Here is a 19388-nt window from a genome sequence, read left to right on the forward strand (position 1 = left end):
GCGACTCATGAGTGCTCGGTTATATGCGGGCCAATTGGTTGTGCGGTAGATTTTGTGTGTAGGCTTCTTCATTTGAAAATTATATCGCTGAAAAACCCTTTACAGATAGGTTTGTGCAACAAAACCACAAGCACACCAAAAATGTATTTTTTTGGTGAGTACCCTCGTGCTCCCTCTGCGGTAGAACGGGAGGGGGACACCTTCGGGTGTGCTGATTCTTGTGTATCAGTCTGTCAACCCTCTTTCGTTCTGCCACCATAATCAATTGACAGTGATTCGGTAGAACTTCTTATTACACAAGGAGTCCGCCATGCGTACCTCATTCTTCTTCTTTTTCTCTTTTTTTGATTCCATACCTTCATCATGGCTTTGATGTTAATTCACTGAAGTTTTTAAAATCTTGTTGGCTGATGGCATGAGTTTTGTCTCTTTTACTGAAGTCACCATAAAAAAATAATCATGATTTATAGGTGTGAAGATGCATCCATCTTTTTTTTCGGTAAAAACTTTACCGCGTTTTTCTGTACGTATTTTTTCAATTTTAATTTCGACTGTTTTACTTTCAGCTTGCGCCCCCAAAATCGAACGGCAGTTTAAACAAGGCTGTAAAGATGCAGGGGGAAATAAGGCGTTCTGTTCATGTGTCTACACTAAGTTAGACGCACATTACGGTACACAGACCTTAAAAGACATTGAAGACATTCATAAAGTCCCTGCGGACTTTAATGAACGCGGTTCAGCTTACACGCTGCAATGTCTCAATAAATTGAAATAAAAAAATAACTTCACGTATTTGGGATTTAAAAAAAATGAGAAATATGATTGGTTTCTACTTTGTCGTGGTCGCCAATGGGCTAGCACCACTTTCAGAAATAGAGTGGAAACAAGTTATTAGCTTCTTAAATGCAGGAACGGTATTTGAGCGTGCTAAAAAATTACGAGACCAATTCCCTGTAAAATTTGATGATGGTTCAAGTAAACATATTTTCTTTTTATCTCATGATTCAACAAAAAACCACTTTCAAGTGACCAATCAAATTACGGTCGATCATCGAGATCATAATGGGCGAACAAGCCGTTTCGATGTCACACTTTTAGTGAATGGCTTTCCACTTGTACAAATAGAATTAAAAAAACGTGGGCTAGAAATTGCAGAAGCCTTTAATCAAACCCTACGATATACCCGAGAAGCCTATTGGGCAGGACAAGGCTTATTTAGCTATATTCAACTCTTTGTCATTAGTAATGGCGTAAACACACGTTACTATTCAAATGGCACAAAAAATATCGAATTTACTTTCCCTTGGGCAGATGTACAAAATAAACCAATTAATGAAATTGTCGATTTTGCAGACAGTTTTTTAGCACCTACAGCACTCACACAAATGCTCACGCAATATATTGTGATGTATGAGGATAGTAAAAATTTAATGGTGTTAAGACCCTACCAAATTTATGCCGTACAAAGCATTGTCGGTCGAGTAAAAAATACAACAAGTAATGGCTATGTTTGGCATACTACAGGTTCAGGTAAAACACTGACTTCATTTAAAGCTAGTCAAATTATCATGAACATGCCAGAGGTTGAAAAAGTCTTATTTGTGGTAGACCGCAATGATTTAGATACCCAAACAGCAAAAGAATTTAATGCTTTTAAAGCCGAAAGTGTAGATAGCACAACCAATACACAAACCTTGGTCAATCAACTCGATCAACGTCACGATAAATTAATTGTGACCACTTTACAAAAGCTAAATAAAGCCATTAGTACAGACCGATATTTAGAATCGATTGATTATTTACGTGATAAAAAAGTGGTATTTATTTTTGATGAATGCCACAGAAGACAATTTGGTGAAACACATCGAAGAATTAAAAGTTTCTTTCAAAATGCACAAATGTTTGGCTTTACAGGAACGCCAATTTTTGAAGAAAACAGCCAATCGCAAGCTGGCTTAAAACTCACCACAGATTACCTATTCAATGAGTGTTTGCATAAATACGTCATTGTAGATGCAATTCGAGACAGGAACGTTTTACAGTTCCAAATCGACTACCGTGGAAAGTACACAGCTAAAGGTATGCAAAGCAGTGGTGAGGATGTCGAAGCAATAGATACACAAGAACTCTATGACAACCCTCAACGCTTGCAAATGATTGCACGTTATATCATTGATATTCATGATACTAAGACCAAACAACGTGATTTTACCGCCATGTTCTGCGTGAGTTCAGTCGATATGCTGAGGCAGTATTATGAATACTTTGAACAAGCACAAGCGGAAAAGAAAGCTGAAGATGAGGCAGAAGGGCGAATTCACAAACCGTTGACCATTGCCACTATTTTTTCATACGGTGCAAATGATGCCATAAGTACAGACGATCAAAATGGATTGATTGATGAAGAAAGTACAGATAGCCCGAGTCAAGTGAATCAATCTAATCGAGATAAACTCGATGGTTATATTACGAAATACAACCAACGCTTTACTACCAATTATAATTCTGGTGATCAGTTCTATGCGTATTATCGAGACATAGCCGATAGAGTAAAGAAAAAGCAAATTGATATTTTGCTGGTTGTGAATATGTTCCTGACAGGTTTTGACTCCAAAACTTTGAATACTTTATACGTAGATAAAAACTTAAAGTTTCATGGCTTAATTCAGGCATTCTCAAGAACGAACCGTGTATTAGATGGGAATAAACCTTTTGGTAATATTATTTGCTTCCGTAATTTAAAACGGGCAACAGATGAAGCCTTGGCTTTATTTTCAAATAAAGAAGCACGGCAAATTGTCTTAATTCCAAGTTTTGCAGAAATAAAGTCTCAATACGATATGGCTGTAGAGGCTTTATTGCAGTTAACGAAAGATTACACGGCTGTAGATGAGTTATTAACAGAAGATGATCAACTGGAGTTTATTAAAGCCTTTCGTAAGGTGATGCGTTATAACGCACAGCTCGAAACCTTTATTGAATATGATCAAGATGAAACAGCATTAGATAAACAACAGTTTGCAAATTTTGCCTCTAAATATGCCGATTTATGTCGTGAGGTAAAAAGAACAACGACTAAAGAAAAGGTATCTGTTTTAGATGATGTAGATTTTCAGTTAGAGCTTTTACATCGTGATCGGGTGAATGTGGGTTATATCATTAACTTGCTACAGATGGCTGTAAATTCAGACAATGAAGATAAGCGTCAACAATATGAGGCTCAAGTACATGATTTAATCGGTGGTGATGTCTCACTTCATAATAAGCAAGACTTAATCGAAAAGTTTATTGCTGAAAACATGCCTAAAATGATCAATGGTCAAAATGTAGCGCAAGCATTTGCTGAGTTTTGGGATATCGAGAAAGAGCAGGCATATCAGCATTTATGTGAACAAGAAAACTTGAAACCCGATGTACTTAAAAAGGTACTCGATAACTATGAGTTTACTCAGCGTTTACCACGCCAAGAAGAATTAAGTGATTTACCAAACTTTAAAGTTAAGTTGTTTGAACGAGAGAATGTATTTAGCTCATTGCTTGTGAAGACAAGACAATTTATTGAAAAATTTTATACTGGACTTTAAATAAAACAATTACTGTAATATACCCATGCAGCCATCTGGCTGCATGGGTATATTACTGCATTTTTAATTAGGGTTAAAAAGGGTAATTCGATTTTTATTATTTGTTATTAATCAGAATTTTATTGATTCAGTTAACCTGCCACCACCACCAAAAGTTTTTTAAAGTATACCCGTAGTTTCATCATCATCTTTTTAACATTATCTTGATTGTCTTTATATATTGTATAAATTGAACATACTGTAATAAAAAATATTATTTTGAGGGGAATTAGTGGAATTAAAACAGCTAAAATACTTTATTACGATTGTAGAATCTGGAAGTCTAGGTAAAGCTGCACAGAAATTAGATGTAGGTACGTCTGCTTTAAGTCAGCAAATTGCAAAGTTAGAAGATGAACTGTGCACTCGCCTTTTAAGCCGAACCTCTACTGGGGTTACACCTACTCCAGCAGGTTTGGCTTTTTTTAAACAGGCACAATTATCATTACGGCATGTACAATATGCCATTGAGGCAGCACATTCCTCGCGTTTGACCGGTCATGTTAGCGTAGGTTTTTCACCAAGTATTGCATCAGTTATAGGTATACCATTTATGCAGCTTATGTCAGAACGCTATCCAGATATTAAAATTCATTTAGTAGAAAGTCTATCTGGAAATCTTACGAACCTTGTTAATTCAAGACAACTAGATATCGCCATTATTTTTACACAGGATGTAGATGCTAATTGGTCAGTTCAACCATTATTGAAAGAACAAATGTTTCTGATGGCAAATAGAACTTTACTGACAGAATTTGGATTTGAACAATGTATACAAGATGGGGCAATTGATTTACATCGAGTCAATCAATTGCCATTGGTATTACCAAGTAAAAGGCATGGACTCCGTAAATTTTTAGATCAAAAAGTGGAATTATTAGATGTCGGCTATGAAGTAGATGGACTACATTTATTAATGAACTGTGTTAGTAGTTTAAATATGGCTACAATTCAACCTGTGAGCGCTCACTTTGATTATCTTAAATCTGATATATGCTTGTTAAAGGTAGTCGAACCAGAACTTGCTAGGATCAACTATTTAATTAGTATTTCAGAAGAAGAACTTTCACCTGCAAGCCTTGCAACAAAAGTGGCAATAAAAAGTTGTGTTAAAGATCTAATAAGCAAAGGTTTATGGCTTCGTGCTGATCTATTAGACTTTTAGCCTATTTAGTTTTATTAAATACCTATTTAAATTCAGCCACTCACGGACTCCTTACTTTTAGTTTTAAATTACATCAAATTCGAAAGGGAAGACATCGAATGCATGATGTAATTGTGATTGGCGGTGGGAATGCCGCATTATGTGCAGCACTTACTGCACGAGAAGCGGGTGCTTCGGTATTGCTTTTGGAAGCTGCGCCTAAAGAGTGGAGAGGTGGAAATTCACAGCATACACGTAATCTACGGTGTATGCATGATGAGCCACAAGATGTACTAATTGATGCTTATCCTGAAGAAGAATACTGGCAAGATTTGTTAAAAGTTACTGCTGGTAAAACCAATGAACATTTAGCTCGTCTTGTTATTCGTACAACTGCATCCTGCCGTGAATGGATGCGTAAACATGGGGTTAACTTCCAGCCCCCTTTATCTGGTGCTCTGCATGTGGCACGTACAAATGCTTTCTTTATGGGTGGTGGGAAAGCTCTCGTAAATGCCTATTTTAGAAGTGCACAAGATCTCGGTGTTGAGATTCGATATAACACCAAAATTACTCAACTGATAATTGAAGATGGTGAATTTATTGCAGCTATTGCCGAAGATGGTAAACGCTTCGAGGGAAAGGCGTGTGTGTTGGCTGCAGGCGGGTTTGAGTCAAATCGTGAATGGTTAAAAGAAGCCTGGGGACAAAATGAAAATGGTGAGTGGCCAGCAGATAATTTTATTATTCGTGGTACCCGATTCAACCAAGGGAATTTGCTGAAATTAATGATGGATCAGGGAGCTGATATTATTGGTGATCCTTCTCAGTCTCATTGTGTTGCTGTTGATGCTCGTGCACCACTTTATGATGGTGGTATTTGTACTCGGATTGACTGTGTATCTTTAGGCATTGTAGTAAATAAAAATGCCGAACGTTTTTACGATGAAGGTGAGGATTTTTGGCCAAAACGTTATGCGATTTGGGGGCGTTTAGTTGCTAAACAACCCAATCAAATTGCTTACTCGATTATAGACTCCAAATCTGTTGGTCGCTTTATGCCACCAGTATTTGAAGGTACAAAAGCGAACACGATTGAAGAGTTGGCAGACAAGCTGAATCTAGATGTAGCGACATTCTCTAAAACTATAACTGACTATAATAGTGCCTGTGTTAAGGGTGAGTTTAATCATACCGTACTTGATAACTGTCATACAGAAAAAATAATCCCTGCTAAAACCCACTGGGCTGTTCCTCTAGATCAACCGCCATTTTATGCCTATGCATTACGACCAGGAATTACTTTTACCTATTTAGGATTAAAAGTTGAAGATGATGCAGCGGTACGTTTTAACAATCAGCCGAGTCCAAATTTGTATGTAGCTGGTGAAATGATGGCGGGTAATGTATTGGGCCAAGGTTATACGGCAGGGGTGGGGATGTCGATTGGTACGACTTTCGGTCGTATTGCTGGTAAAAATGCTGCAAAAGCTGCATTCAAGCAGGGAGCTTAAAATATGAATGCTAATGTCAAAACATTAATTCCTGTAGTGCAGCTGACTGAAAATGAAGAGCAGGTTAAACAGGCTTTACAGATTTGTAATGCATGCCGGTACTGTGAAACTTTTTGTGCCGTATTTCCAGCTATGACTAAACGCCTTGAGTTTACACAAGCTGATATTCATTACATGGCGAACCTTTGTCATAACTGTGGTGCTTGTCTACATGCTTGTCAGTACGCACCACCACATGAATTTGGTGTAAATATTCCACAGGTAATGGCGCAAGTACGTCTTGAAACCTATCAGGAATTTGCAGTACCCGCTTCTTTTGGTGCGATTTATAAAAAGACGGGAATTGCTTTAGTTTCTGTAATGACTGTTATTTTCTTTCTGCTCATGTTGGGAGGAGTCTGGCTGAATGGAACAGACTTATTCGGTCAGTACCAAGGCGACTTTTACGCGATATTCCCTCATAACTTCTTGGCGGTGCTGTTCGGATCTGTATTTATCACAGCAATTTTACTGTTAAGTCTCGGCATAGCAAAATTCTGGAAACAGACTTCAAAAATTATTCCAGAAGGTGTTGCACAGCCAGATATTCTTCAGGCTTCGAAAAATGTTCTGACTCTTAAATATTTAGATGGCGGACATGGTAAGGGCTGTAATGAGGAAGATGATCGTTATACCCAGATTCGTCGTGTATTTCATCATTTCACTATGTACGGTTTTCTATTCTGCTTCCTAGCAACCAGTGTTGCTACAGGCTATCACTACTTCTTAGGACTAGAAGCACCATATGGCTATACCAGTCTACCTGTGATTTTAGGAACGCTTGGTGGTATTGGGTTAGTCATTGGTCCAATTGGTTTACTTTATCTGAATATCAAGCGTCATCCGTTACATGGTGATGTTAAGCAAAAACCAATGGATCGAGGCTTTATCTTCCTTTTGCTATTAATAAGTATTACAGGCTTAGCTTTATTGGCTTTCCGAGATAGCTCAGCGATGGCGCTATTGCTAATCATCCATTTAGCTACCGTAATGACTTTCTTCCTTACGATACCATTTGGGAAGTTTGCACATGGATTTTATCGCAGTGCTGCTTTGCTGAAATTTGCAGTGGAGGAGCGTATTGCTAAAAACAAGACAAAATAAACACCCAAACCTCAATTAAGACCAAGGAGGTCGATGATGGAACTAGGTAATTTTTATACTCAATTTATGGACAGTTAAAGGAAAGGAATTCTAAAAATGAATAAATATAATTTATTGGTACTTGCTTGCGTGAGTGCAATTATGGTTGGTTGTGGTTCAGGAAATGCCTCACGGGAAGCTGGTCAGCCTAAACGACCTGAATGTATTGCACCTGCTAAACCAGGTGGTGGTTTTGATATGACATGTAAGCTTATCCAAGCTGGTTTTAAAGAAACGAAAGTTCTAACGGATCCAATGCGTGTAACGTATATGCCTGGAGGAGTAGGTGCCGTTGCTTATAATAAAATTGTAAATAACGATCCAGCAAATAATAATGCAGTTGTCGCATTTTCAACAGGTTCTTTACTTAATCTTGCTCAAGGTAAATTTGGAAATTTTACTGTAAAAGATGTGCGTTGGTTATCTGGAGTGGCTGTTGATTATGGCCTAGTAGCAGTTCATAAAGATTCTCCACTAAAAAATTTAGATGATTTGATGAAGAAATTAAAAGCAAATCCTAAAGAAGTAAGCTTTGGTGGTGCAGGGAGCGTTGGTGGTCAAGACTGGATGCAAACGGCAATTTTAGCTAGAAAAGCGGGTGTGAATCCATCAGATATGAGTTTTGTAGCGCTTGAAGGAGGAGGGGAGGTATTGACGTCTCTTCTCGGTCAACATATTCAGGTTGGTGTCGGTAATGTCAGTGAGGTTGGATCTCACTTAGAAGCTGGAAATATCAGGGTATTAGCTGTGTTTTCAGATAAACGATTAGACGGTAAATTTTCAAAACTTCCAACTGCAATAGAGCAGGGCTATGATCTAAAGTGGCCTGTTATTCGTGGTTTTTATATGGGGCCAAAAGTAAGTGATGAAGCTTATAATTGGTGGAAAAGCGCTTTTGATAAGATGATGGCTAATAAAAAGTTCGATGCAATTCGAGAAAATCAGGATCTACTTCCATTCGAACTAACTGGTGAAGAACTGAGAGCTTATGTCTATAAGCAGACTGAAGAAATGCGTCAGTTATCAGAAGAATATAAATTATCAAAATAATCAAAAACTGAGTTGAACGCTATTTTCAGCTCAGGCTTTGTTTTGAGGGTAGATGATGAAATCAGAACGGATTCTCACGGGCATCATTGCAGTTTGCGGATTATTCTTACTAATTCACGCATGCTATTTTGAAGCTCCAATTTCCTACGATCCAGTAGGGCCAAAGGCTTTTCCAATTTTGCTGATGGGCTTAATTACCGTAAGTGCAGTGTATCTTACGGTACGTCCAGCCATTATGTTTGAACCAATTGAATTAGGTTGGACTAAACATTTGCTTTGTAAATTAGCGCTGTGCGCAATAACCTTAACAGTGTATGCAGCTATTTTTGAGTGGTTTGGCTTTATCGTTGCGACTTTACTCATGACTATTGTCTTGGGGAAACTTTTCAATGGCAAAACGATTCCAGTGACGATTACTGGATTAATACTCAGCACGTGTACTTACTATCTGTTTGATCGTGTACTAGATGTGCCATTACCACTCGGATTCTTCGGTTAAGGATGACTGCGATATGGATATACTAAATTTTTTAATGATGGGATTTGAAGTTGCCTTACAACCGCAAAATCTCTTGATTGCTTTTATCGGTGCATTTATTGGAACAATTGTGGGCTTATTACCTGGTCTAGGTCCAATCAATGGTGTGGCGATCTTATTACCTTTTGCTTATGCGCTTGGTTTACCTGTAGACAGTGCTTTAATTCTCTTGGCAGCAGTTTATTTAGGTTGTGAATATGGGGGCCGTATTTCAGCAATTCTTCTAAATGTTCCAGGTGATGCCGGTGCTATTATGACCACACTAGATGGTTATCCGTTGGCACAGCAGGGTAAGGCAGGTATTGCATTATCTTTATCGTCAATCAGTTCGTTCATCGGTAGTACCATTGCTTTTATAGGCATTGTTTTATTTGCTCCTATTCTCGCAAAATGGGCAATATCTTTTGGTCCAGCTGAATATTTTGCATTAATGGTATTCGCAATTGTGTGTTTAACTGGTTTGGTTAGTACCCAGCCTTTTAAAACACTGATCATGGCATTGATGGGTTTAGGCCTATCAACAGTGGGGATGGATGCTATTACTGGTGTATATCGCTTTACCTTTGATAGTGTCGGATTAAGTGATGGTATTGCCTTTACCACGGTCGTGATTGGTTTGTTTAGTATTAGTGAAATTTTACTGCTACTTGAGCGTACTACTGTAGGTAAGGTGGTATTGGAGCAAGGAAAACGTTCGCTATTTAACTTCAAAGAGTTTTTAAGTGCACTAACAACGATGATTCGTGGCTCACTCATTGGTTTCTTTTCAGGTATTTTACCAGGGGCCGGAGCGAGTGTTGCGAGTGCGATGGCTTATACTACCGAACGTAAAATGGCTAAAGATAGTAGCAAATTTGGTAAGGGTGATTTACGTGGTCTGGCGGCGCCTGAAAGTGCTAACAATGCAGCAGCATGTGGTTCATTCGTACCAATGTTAACTTTAGGTGTTCCTGGTTCTGGGACAACAGCTGTAATGATGGGTGCATTGACTATGTACAATATCACTCCAGGTCCTCAACTATTTACGGAACAGCCAACATTGGTTTGGGCTCTGATTGCCTCATTAATGATTGGTAATATCATTCTATTAGTGTTGAATCTACCTTTAGTGGGCTTTTTTGCACGACTACTCAGTATTCCAAGCTATATCCTGATTCCAATTATTGCGACAGTAAGTTTTGTAGGGGTCTATGCAATACACAGTACCATCTTCGATTTATTGTTATGTATGGGTTTAGGCATTATAGGCTATGTGCTGAGAAAATTTGATTTCCCATTAGCTCCACTCATTCTTGGCTTTGTATTAGGTGAGTTAATGGAATCAAACTTACGTCGTGCTCTATCTATTTCTCAGGGTGAACTCAGCATTTTGTGGCACAGTAATATCAGCATGGGACTTTGGGTCATGTCAGCATTGTTACTGATTCTTCCTGTTGTACGTAAATATCTGTTTATCAAAAAACATCAAGCTTAATTAAACAATAATAATGGTCAGCATAAGCTGACCATTATTATTTAAGATGAGCCTTGTTGCACAAACCCATTGAGCTAACGCTATCATAATAGGCTAGATGATTTTCGACTGTAATAACGTAAGGTGGATATCCAGCTTTTAGCAATTCAAGATTTATTAAGAGACGTGATGTACGCCCATTACCATCAATGAATGGATGAATACCTACAAAATCTGAATGTACTTTAGCTGCACGTTCAACAGGATGCAGCTTGGTTCTGTCGCATTAAGAAAGCATAGTTGAGTAAATTAAGATAAAAGTCTGTCTTAGCTAACTAATCGATACAGTGGTCCTATGGCATTATCTGATCTCATAAAATCAGAGTCTGTAAATTTATTCAAGACTGCTACGCGTGCATGAATCTCGTTCACCTGACTAGGAAAACTCCTTGCCGTTAATTTATCGCCTAATAATTTGATGCAATGCATCTTGGTTTCAACCAAACTTCGACGGTGATAACCAGACCATTTTTTCCAAAGCATTCTTCCTAGATGTTTGACTGTTTTCAATAACTCATTGCGCTCTATAGACCTTGCTTGCTGATCTTTCCATGGTTTTGCATTCTTTCTTGGTGGAATCACCGCATGTGCATCACGATCTAAAATGACTTGTCGGCAGTGCTTTGTGTCATAAGCACCATCTGTATAGACTGAATCAATTTGCTCATTTGGTGGGATTTGATCAAGTAAATCTCCGAGTACTTGTGAATCACTCACATTATTTGTTGTAAGTTGTACTGCACGTATTTGAAGGGTCTTAGCATCTATACCAATATGCAGTTTACGCCATTGGCGACGATATTCAGGTTGATGTTTCTTGCGTTTCCATTCACCCTCGCCTAAAAACTTAAGGCCAGTTGAGTCTATTAATAGATGTAATCCTTCATGACTTTTTTGATAGCTGATCGCAATATCAATCTGCTTTTGTCTTCTGCAAATGGTTGAGTAATCCGGAGCTGTCCAATCCAATCCACAAAGTTTAATCAGACTTTGCACAAAGCCAGTGACCATACGTAAAGACAGACGAAATAAGGATTTAATCATTAAGCAGCATTGGATAGCTGTATCGGAGTAGATTTGATTTCGTCCTTGTTTGCCTTTTGATGAAGCATACCATTGCGTAGCAGGATCAAACCAAATAGCGATATTTCCACGATTAATGAGTGCTCGATTATATGAAGACCAATTGGTTGTACGATAAATTTTGGGTGTAGGCTTATTCATTTGAAAATTATATTGTGGAATAAGCCGTTAGAGATAGGTTTATGCAACAAAGCCATTGTTGGGTGGAAAGTATCGACACGTATGAATACAGATATGGTACTTGATGCACTTGAACAAGCATTACATGATCGAGGTATGCCAAAGAATGTAATTCATCATGCAGACAGAGGCGTGTAATATCTTTCCATTCGCTACACCAATCGTTTAGAAGCAGCAAATTTACGGGCATCAGTCGGCACGACTGGTGATTCATACGACAATGCTTTGGCTGAAACAGTCAATGGTTTATATAAAACAGAGGTAATTGAATATTTAAAAGCAGATTGGCAAGGTTTAGCAGATGTACAACTTGCAACATTAAATTGGGTGGATTGGTTCAATAAAAAACGGGTACATAGTGCACTTGGTTATGTATCGCCTTTTGAATTTGAAGCAATGTACTATGATAAGATTAACCCGTTAGGTCAGGTCGCTTAACTTAAATAAAAATGTCTCCGACAAACCTGGTACGGTTCAGGGGTCTGATAATTTGTTATGTAACATACTTATATAATTAAATTTTCTAGATCATCGATAGGAATTGGTTTGGAAAAATAATATCCTTGTAATAAATCACATTGATTTTCAGTTAAAAAAATCATCTGTTCTTTCGTTTCCACGCCTTCAGCGACAACTTGCAATTCTAAGCTCTTAGCCATTTGAATAAGTGAAGTTACAATGACTGCATCTTTTTTTCTAGTTGTAATAAAATCAATAAAGCTTTTATCTAATTTAATTTGATTAACTGGAAATCGACGTAAATAGCTGAGACTTGAATATTCTGTTCCGAAATCATCAATGGATACTTTTATACCTAACTTTTGCAGTTCTTGTAAAATTTTCAATGAATATTCACTTTCCATCATGAAAACACCCTCTGTAATTTCGACCTTTAATAGCTCAGGGGGAAATTGATATAGAGAAAGCAGTTTAGAGATCATATTTAAAAAATATGGACTTTTAAATTGAAGTGGGGAAATATTAATAGATACCTGTAATTGTTGTTTAGTGCCTCTATTAATCTTTGATATGTTTTTTAAAGCCTGCTCAACCACCCAAGCCCCAATTTCAAAAATTTGCCCACTGCGCTCTGCCATTGGAATGAAATGAGCAGGAGATATTAAACCTCGGTCGGGATGGTACCAACGAATAAGTGCCTCCACACCAACAATTCTTTGTGTTTGGCTATCTATAATTGGTTGATAGTGAAGTTGAAATTGTTTTTCTCTTAATGCTAATGTTAAGTCATGGCGCATTTGTATTTCACTAATATACCCATTTTCTTTTTTATTAGTAACATGCCAATTCCATGTGTTTGCTTGTTCTTTTTTTGCTTCATACATAGCTTGTATTGCAGAATACAAGAGTTCTTTTGAGTTTTTTATGATTTCATTTCTGTCAGAAATTCCGATACTCGTTGTCAATCTAATGTATTGATGATTGATATAAAATGGTAGAGCAAGATTTTTAAATATATCCTCAACGAGAAGGAGAATCTGTTCTTTTGTCGTAGCTTTATTAATAAGTACAGCAAAACTATCTGATGAAAATCTTGATAATAAATAGTCATTCAGTACAACTTTAAGTCGCTTAGCAACTTGTGTAATAACTTCATCACCATTTGCATAGCCTAGATCTTTATTGACTGTTTTAAAATCATCCAAGTCTATATAGAGAATGACTAAATCATCTTCACTTTGCTTAAAGGACTCCTCTAACTTTTTTTCAAACATTTGACGATTGATGAGGTGTGTTAGATTGTCATGAGTTTGTTGAAACAAAATGTATTCTTGGTCTAAAAGTTCTTTTGTTACATCTTGTTGCGTGCAAATGAAATGGGTGCAATTGTGGTTTTTATCAAGTACAGGGTTTAATGTGAGTTGATTCCAAAACCAGGTTCCATCTTTTTTATAATTTTTGAGAGTTACATTGAGAGATTTATTATTTTGAATAGCATTTAAAATATTTTGAATAGAAATAAGATCTGTTTCTGGGCCTTCTAAAAATTTACAGTTATTGTTTAATATATTTTCATGAGTAAATCCTGTCATTTCTAAGAATGCAGGATTGGCATACACAATATGATAATCAGAATCGTCTTTTGTTAAAATAGTTAACCCATTAGGACTAGAATCTATACCACGTTTTAATAATTTTAGATTTTGTTTTAGATTATATTGAGTACTTATATCTTTAGCGATGGCTAAAATTGCAATCACTTCTTTATTCTTGAAAATAGGCATATAGGTCAGATCTATATAATAAGTTTGACCAAATAAATCATATGTTAGAGTTTCTAGTTGTTGAATATTTCCTAGTCTAGCTTGACTAAAAGCAAATTTGATCTCATCTTGATACTGATTAGGGAAGTAGTTTAAATAATTAGTGCCAATAATTTGATTTATTTCATCACCATGATGCTTCTTAGCTGTCTCGTTAAAGTTAAGAATAACTCCATTTATGTCATGCTCATAAATCGCTGCTGGATGATGATCGTAAAATGAATGATATTGTTCATATAGTGCATTTTTATTTTCACGTTCGTAATAGAAATCTAAACATAATGCGATAAGTGCGGCAATTTCGTATAGTTTTTGGACTTCACTATCTACGGGACTTTTGATCTTTTTATAATATATTCCAAAGGTACCATAAAGCATACCTTCAGTATTTATGATAGGAACAGACCAGCAAGCAGCAATTTTTTCACTTTTTATATAATTCCTAAATGTTGCCCAATTGGGATGAGTGGTTAGATCTTCACAAATCACCATTTTTTTTAAGTAGGCGGCGGCACCACAGGAACCAACCTCTGGACCAATTTTTAGGTTGTTAATCACATCTTGATAGTTTTTAGAAAATTTATTGCGAGTGCTGATTAGGCGTAAATGTTCTTTATCTTCTGTGAGTAACATGATAGATACAGTTACTTCAGGAATTAAATCTTCTACCCAATCAGAGATACTGTTTAATATTGTGGTGAGTTGTTTTTGTTTATTTAGTAGATTTAAAAGGTATAAAATATTAGTATTTTTAATTTCACTATACAGCATAACTTAACTTAAATTTTTTATCCCAATGAGAAGTTTATTTTTACCATAAAAACCTCCGTTAGATGAACTTATTTATTTTTATATTAAGTATTACTACTAATACTTTTAAGAAAATTGTTAACTAGGATGTTTTAGAAAGCTTTGTAATTTTAAGTGATCATATAAAACTGTAAATTAATGATGTTCAATACAGTAACAGCTCGTGTAGAATATTTGGACAAATTGTCTGTTTGATATTTATGTTACTTTTAAAAAATCTAAAAAACTTTAACCATGCTGGTGAAATGGTTTTAAAGTTCTTACAAGAGCGCTTGGGTTTTGATTTATGGATGATTACTCGTCTGGAGGGGAATGATTGGATTATTCTTCAAACAAGTAGTCTTGAATACGATATTTCTCCTGGTCAAGTATTCAAATGGACAGACTCATATTGTTCGCAGATGGTACAAGGTAAAGGGCCTCGTATAGCACCTAACTCGCAATTAATCCCTTTATATGCTGAAGCAGGAATTAATAAATTCTCCAAGATAAAAGCATATATAGGTCAACCATTATTTAATGAAGATGGAACCCTGTTTGGGACTCTTTGTGCGATTGATTCATCCCCTCAACCTGAATGTATTCAAGAAGAGAACGATTTATTAGAACTTCTTAGTCTACTACTTAGTAAGCTTTTACAAAGTGAACTTAAGTTGAGCGAGCAGCATAGATTTGCTGAAAAGCTAAAAATGGACTCATTGACTGATCACTTAACAGGAGTTTTTAATCGTAGAGCTTGGGATGAACTTCTTGACCTGGAAGAAAAACGTTGCAAGACATATGGGCACCCTACAACTATTATTGTCATTGACTTGAATGATTTAAAGAAAGTTAATGATGAGTTGGGGCATAAAGAAGGTGATAGACTCATTCAAAAGACAGCCTCTATTTTAAAAAAAACAGTTCGCTCCAGTGATTTAGTTGCTCGATTAGGAGGTGATGAGTTTGGTATTCTTAATATTGAAACTAATTTAGCAAATACTGAAAAACTAGCTGATAGAATTATAAACTCTTTGAATGGAGAAGGCATTAGTATTGCTTTGGGTATTGCTGTACGTGATCCAGGGAAAGGTTTAAAAATTGCTGCCATTGATGCAGATAAAGAAATGTATAGAAATAAAAGAGCATTAAAAACTATGAAAAAGCTCGTATCAAATATTTAACTGATTAAAAAGAAATAATGAATTAGTACATTCTCACGGCTTTGTTGCACGAACTTAGCCTTAGACGCTTATTTAGTAATATCATTTCAAAATAAATCAGCCTACACCTAAAATTTACCGTACAATAAATTGGTCATCCTATAACCAAGCTTTAATCAAGAAAGGAAATATTTCAATCTGGTTTGATCCTAAGACCCAATGATATGCACAGCTACAAGGCAAGAATGGACGAAATCAAACTTATTTCGATACAGCGATTCAATGCTGTTTAATGATCAAATCTTTATTCCGTCTTTCTTTGCGTATGGTCACTGGCTTTACTCAAAGCCTGATTAAACTCTGTGGCTTGAATTGGACAGCATCAGATTACTCCATCCTCTGTAAACGACAAAAGCATATTGATATTGCGATTAGCTATCAAGAAAGTAGCAATGGGCTACCTTGCGCAATATATTGCTCATCGTGGACTCTACTGGTTTGAGGTTTCTAGGTGAAGGTGAATGGAAGTGTAAGAATCATGGGGCTGAATATCGTCGCCAATGGCGTAAGCTTCACATTGCTATAGATGCTAAAACCCTGAAAATACGTGCAGTACAACTCACCACAAATAATGTCAGTGATTCGCAAGTACTCGAAGATTTACTTGCTCAAATTCCTTTAGATGAACAAATTGATTCTGTTTATCCAGATGGTGCTTATGACACAAATCACTGCCGGAAAATCATTTTAGATCGTGATGCACATGCGGTGATTCGTAAGCGTCCGCTGAATCCCACTTTTTCTAACTCATTAATACCGCGATAGTGTCCACTAAATTTTAAGTGGACACCTATTTATGGATTTAAAGACAGTTATAGACAGCACACCAACGCTAAAAAAGCCTCGTCGAACCTTCACGGCTGAATTTAAACATCAACTTATTCAGCAATGCCAGCAGCCAGATACATCAGTGGCCAAGGTCGCAATGCAACATCAGATCAATGCCAATCTGTTGCATAAATGGATTCGTCAATCCAGATCAATACCCCCTGCATTAACAACCCCATCTAGTCCACAGACTGACTTTCTTCCGGTCATGCTTCACCCGACTCCAGCCAAACAAGACGCACCTCCGCTATCTGTTCCGGAGAAGAATACTGTCGCTCATATCAGAATTCCACTGCATCAGAAACAATGTTCTGCAAGAGATCAGGTGATCGAAATCGAATGGCCAGTGGAATCGGCCAAGGAGTTGCTGCTTTTACTTCAGGGCTTGATCAAATGATCCGTATCGATGAAATCTGGCTCTCTACCCAGCCGATGGACATGCGTGCGGGTATGGATACGGCTATGGCGCAGATCATGAAAGCCTTTGGCTACATTAAACCGCATTGTGCTTACCTGTTCTGTAATAAACGTGGCCATCGCATGAAAGTGCTGGTACATGATGGACTGGGCATCTGGCTGTGTGCCCGGCGGCTGGAACAGGGAAAATTCCACTGGGCGCAGGTTCACCAGGGTGAAAGCATGGCGATCAGTCCGGAACAGTTACAAGCACTGATCCAGGGTTTGCCCTGGCAGCGCATTGGACGACAGCAGGTGGTGACGATGCTTTAAACCAGGCTGGTCCATTCTGCTATTCTCCAAACGTTCTATTTCCTCTGCGTCATGACCTCAGGCATACTGCGGTCATGAATACGCTGCCAGACTTAAGCCAACTGACCCATGAACAACTGCTGGAATTTACCAGACAGTTGGCAATGCAGCATCAGTCTCTGGCACAATCAAATCAAGAATTAGAAAAATCAAACCAGCAATTGGATGCCAAAGTTCAACATCTTTCTATTCTCAATCAAAAATACGAGCATGAACTGGCGCTGTTTAAACAGCACAAATTCGGTAGTAAAAACGAACATCTCACCGCAAAACAAATCCATCTGTGGGATGAGGCGGTCGAAGAAGATATCACAGCAGTCGATCTGGAACTGGAGCGGCTGAATGCAGATAAAACCGATGCAGCGACACACAAAGCCAAAGCAAATAAACCTAAACGTCGACTGCTGCCCGATCATCTACACACCATTCGTATTGAGCATGAACCAACATCAACCCAATGTGCTTGTGGCTGCCAACTCCGTCGTATCGGCGAAGATATCAGTGAAAAACTGCATTTCAGACCGGCACAGTTCTATAAGGAACAGCATGTGCGTGGCAAATGGGTCTGTGATCAGTGTGACACCCTGACTCAGCAAGCGATGCCCGCCTATGTGATTGATAAAGGCATTGCTTCACCTGAACTGCTCAGCCATGTGCTGGTCTCGAAATACGCTGATCATTTGCCGCTGTACCGTCAGCGCCTGATCTATCAGCGGGCGGGCATTGATCTGTCCAGATCTACTTTATCTGACTGGATTGGTCGCTGCGGTGTGGAACTGGAACCTCTGGCCAATGCCTTAAAACAGGTGGTGCTGCAACAGCGGGTGCTGCATGCAGATGAAACACCAGTCACCATCATGCGGATGGGTGAGAATGATAAAAAACCGAAGAAAGGTTATGTCTGGGCCTATGCCACTACACAGTACAATCCAGTTCAAGCCGTGATCTATGACTTTCAGGATAGTCGTTCAGGTCAGCATGCAGAAGAGTTCCTGAATGGCTGGCAGGGCCATCTGGTCTGTGATGATTACAGCGGTTATAAAGCACGCTTTAAATCAGGCGATGTCATTGAGGTGGGCTGCATGGCACATGCACGTCGTAAATTTCATGAACTGCATGTGACCGGGAAAAGTCAGATCGCTGAACAGGCATTAGTGCTGATTCAGAAACTGTATGCGATAGAAGCAGAACTCAGGAAAAAGACCGATGGTACAGCAGAACAGCGCCGCGAATACCGACAACAGCATAGTCAACCGGTGATGCAACAACTGTATGAATGGCTCAACCAACATCAACTGACTGTGCCATCGAGTTCTCCAACCGCCAAGGCGATCAATTACACTCTGAAGCGTTGGCCAGCTTTAAGCCGCTATCTGGATGATGGCAATCTACCGATTTGCAATAACTGGGTGGAAAACCAGATGCGCCCCTGGGCGTTGGGACGTAAGAACTGGTTATTTGCAGGTTCGCTGCGCAGCGGTCAGCGAGCAGCCAATATTATGACATTAATCCAGTCAGCAAAGCTGAATGGGCTGGATCCGTATGCCTATTTAAGTGATGTGCTGAAAAGATTGCCGACACATAAAGTGACTCAGATTGAAGAATTGCTACCACACCGCTGGAAACCTGAACCGAATTAAAAAATAGGCATGGGGTTCAGCGGACGCTTAC

The 19388-nt window shown here is 38.2% G+C and carries 13 protein-coding genes and 4 pseudogenes; 14 read left to right on the forward strand and 3 right to left on the reverse strand.

Annotated elements, in window-relative coordinates; genetic code table 11:
* Nucleotides 1–478: 478 nt before the first annotated feature.
* From AC5YDH_RS13820 to AC5YDH_RS13855, 8 genes and pseudogenes are all read left to right on the forward strand, one after another.
* The gene (locus tag AC5YDH_RS13820; protein ID WP_496120341.1) at nucleotides 479–775 is read left to right on the forward strand and encodes a hypothetical protein; all 297 of its coding nucleotides are present in this window, start codon (nucleotides 479–481) and stop codon (nucleotides 773–775) included.
* A gap of 70 nt (nucleotides 776–845) precedes the next feature.
* Nucleotides 846–3584, forward strand: a pseudogene (locus tag AC5YDH_RS13825) (type I restriction endonuclease subunit R); the annotation flags it as partial.
* Nucleotides 3585–3855: 271 nt separating this feature from the next.
* Nucleotides 3856–4788 carry a LysR family transcriptional regulator gene (locus AC5YDH_RS13830; RefSeq protein WP_496120342.1) on the forward strand — a complete coding sequence of 311 codons (933 nt, stop codon included), beginning with the start codon at nucleotides 3856–3858 and terminating at the stop codon, nucleotides 4786–4788.
* 98 nt (nucleotides 4789–4886) lie between these two features.
* Complete coding sequence (gene tcuA / locus AC5YDH_RS13835; RefSeq protein ID WP_496120343.1) at nucleotides 4887–6281, forward strand: FAD-dependent tricarballylate dehydrogenase TcuA; 1395 nt, start codon at nucleotides 4887–4889, stop codon at nucleotides 6279–6281.
* A gap of 3 nt (nucleotides 6282–6284) precedes the next feature.
* On the forward strand, nucleotides 6285–7424 hold the full coding sequence (gene tcuB / locus AC5YDH_RS13840; protein ID WP_496120345.1) for a tricarballylate utilization 4Fe-4S protein TcuB: 1140 nt from the start codon (nucleotides 6285–6287) through the stop codon (nucleotides 7422–7424).
* A 96-nt stretch (nucleotides 7425–7520) separates the two neighbouring features.
* A complete protein-coding gene (locus AC5YDH_RS13845) occupies nucleotides 7521–8513 on the forward strand; it encodes a Bug family tripartite tricarboxylate transporter substrate binding protein (protein WP_496120347.1) in 993 nt (330 codons plus the stop codon).
* Between the two features lie 52 nt (nucleotides 8514–8565).
* Nucleotides 8566–9012 (forward strand): tripartite tricarboxylate transporter TctB family protein, encoded by a 447-nt coding sequence (locus tag AC5YDH_RS13850; RefSeq protein WP_496120349.1) that lies wholly within the window; start codon nucleotides 8566–8568, stop codon nucleotides 9010–9012.
* A gap of 13 nt (nucleotides 9013–9025) precedes the next feature.
* Nucleotides 9026–10525, forward strand: a complete 1500-nt coding sequence (locus tag AC5YDH_RS13855) for a tripartite tricarboxylate transporter permease (RefSeq protein ID WP_496120351.1) — start codon at nucleotides 9026–9028, stop codon at nucleotides 10523–10525.
* A gap of 76 nt (nucleotides 10526–10601) precedes the next feature.
* Here the strand turns inward: AC5YDH_RS13855 and AC5YDH_RS13860 are convergent.
* Nucleotides 10602–10778: pseudogene (locus tag AC5YDH_RS13860) on the reverse strand (Fic family protein); the annotation flags it as partial.
* Nucleotides 10779–10831: 53 nt separating this feature from the next.
* Nucleotides 10832–11788: an IS5 family transposase gene (locus AC5YDH_RS13865; RefSeq protein ID WP_496120353.1), complete on the reverse strand. Its 957-nt coding sequence runs from the start codon at nucleotides 11786–11788 to the stop codon at nucleotides 10832–10834.
* 48 nt (nucleotides 11789–11836) lie between these two features.
* Here AC5YDH_RS13865 and AC5YDH_RS13870 point away from each other — a divergent pair.
* Nucleotides 11837–12265: pseudogene (locus AC5YDH_RS13870) on the forward strand (integrase core domain-containing protein); the annotation flags it as partial.
* A 68-nt stretch (nucleotides 12266–12333) separates the two neighbouring features.
* Here the strand turns inward: AC5YDH_RS13870 and AC5YDH_RS13875 are convergent.
* Nucleotides 12334–14880, reverse strand: a complete 2547-nt coding sequence (locus AC5YDH_RS13875; protein ID WP_496120355.1) for a bifunctional diguanylate cyclase/phosphodiesterase — start codon at nucleotides 14878–14880, stop codon at nucleotides 12334–12336.
* A 239-nt stretch (nucleotides 14881–15119) separates the two neighbouring features.
* On the opposite strand from AC5YDH_RS13875, the gene AC5YDH_RS13880 reads away from it, so the two are divergent.
* From AC5YDH_RS13880 to tnpC, 5 genes and pseudogenes are all read left to right on the forward strand, one after another.
* Nucleotides 15120–16082, forward strand: coding sequence for a sensor domain-containing diguanylate cyclase (locus AC5YDH_RS13880; RefSeq protein ID WP_496120357.1), 963 nt, complete (start codon nucleotides 15120–15122; stop codon nucleotides 16080–16082).
* A gap of 91 nt (nucleotides 16083–16173) precedes the next feature.
* Nucleotides 16174–16844: pseudogene (locus AC5YDH_RS13885) on the forward strand (IS5 family transposase); the annotation flags it as partial.
* Between the two features lie 73 nt (nucleotides 16845–16917).
* Complete coding sequence (gene tnpA / locus AC5YDH_RS13890) at nucleotides 16918–17346, forward strand: IS66-like element accessory protein TnpA (RefSeq protein ID WP_005108355.1); 429 nt, start codon at nucleotides 16918–16920, stop codon at nucleotides 17344–17346.
* Nucleotides 17343–17678 carry an IS66 family insertion sequence element accessory protein TnpB gene (gene tnpB, locus AC5YDH_RS13895; protein ID WP_496118774.1) on the forward strand — a complete coding sequence of 112 codons (336 nt, stop codon included), beginning with the start codon at nucleotides 17343–17345 and terminating at the stop codon, nucleotides 17676–17678. Before tnpA ends, tnpB begins: the two co-directional genes overlap by 4 nt.
* A 74-nt stretch (nucleotides 17679–17752) precedes the next feature.
* A complete protein-coding gene (tnpC, locus tag AC5YDH_RS13900) occupies nucleotides 17753–19357 on the forward strand; it encodes an IS66 family transposase (RefSeq protein ID WP_496118776.1) in 1605 nt (534 codons plus the stop codon).
* The last annotated feature ends 31 nt before the right edge of the window (nucleotides 19358–19388 follow it).

Source organism: Acinetobacter sp. FY683, assembly GCF_059515885.1.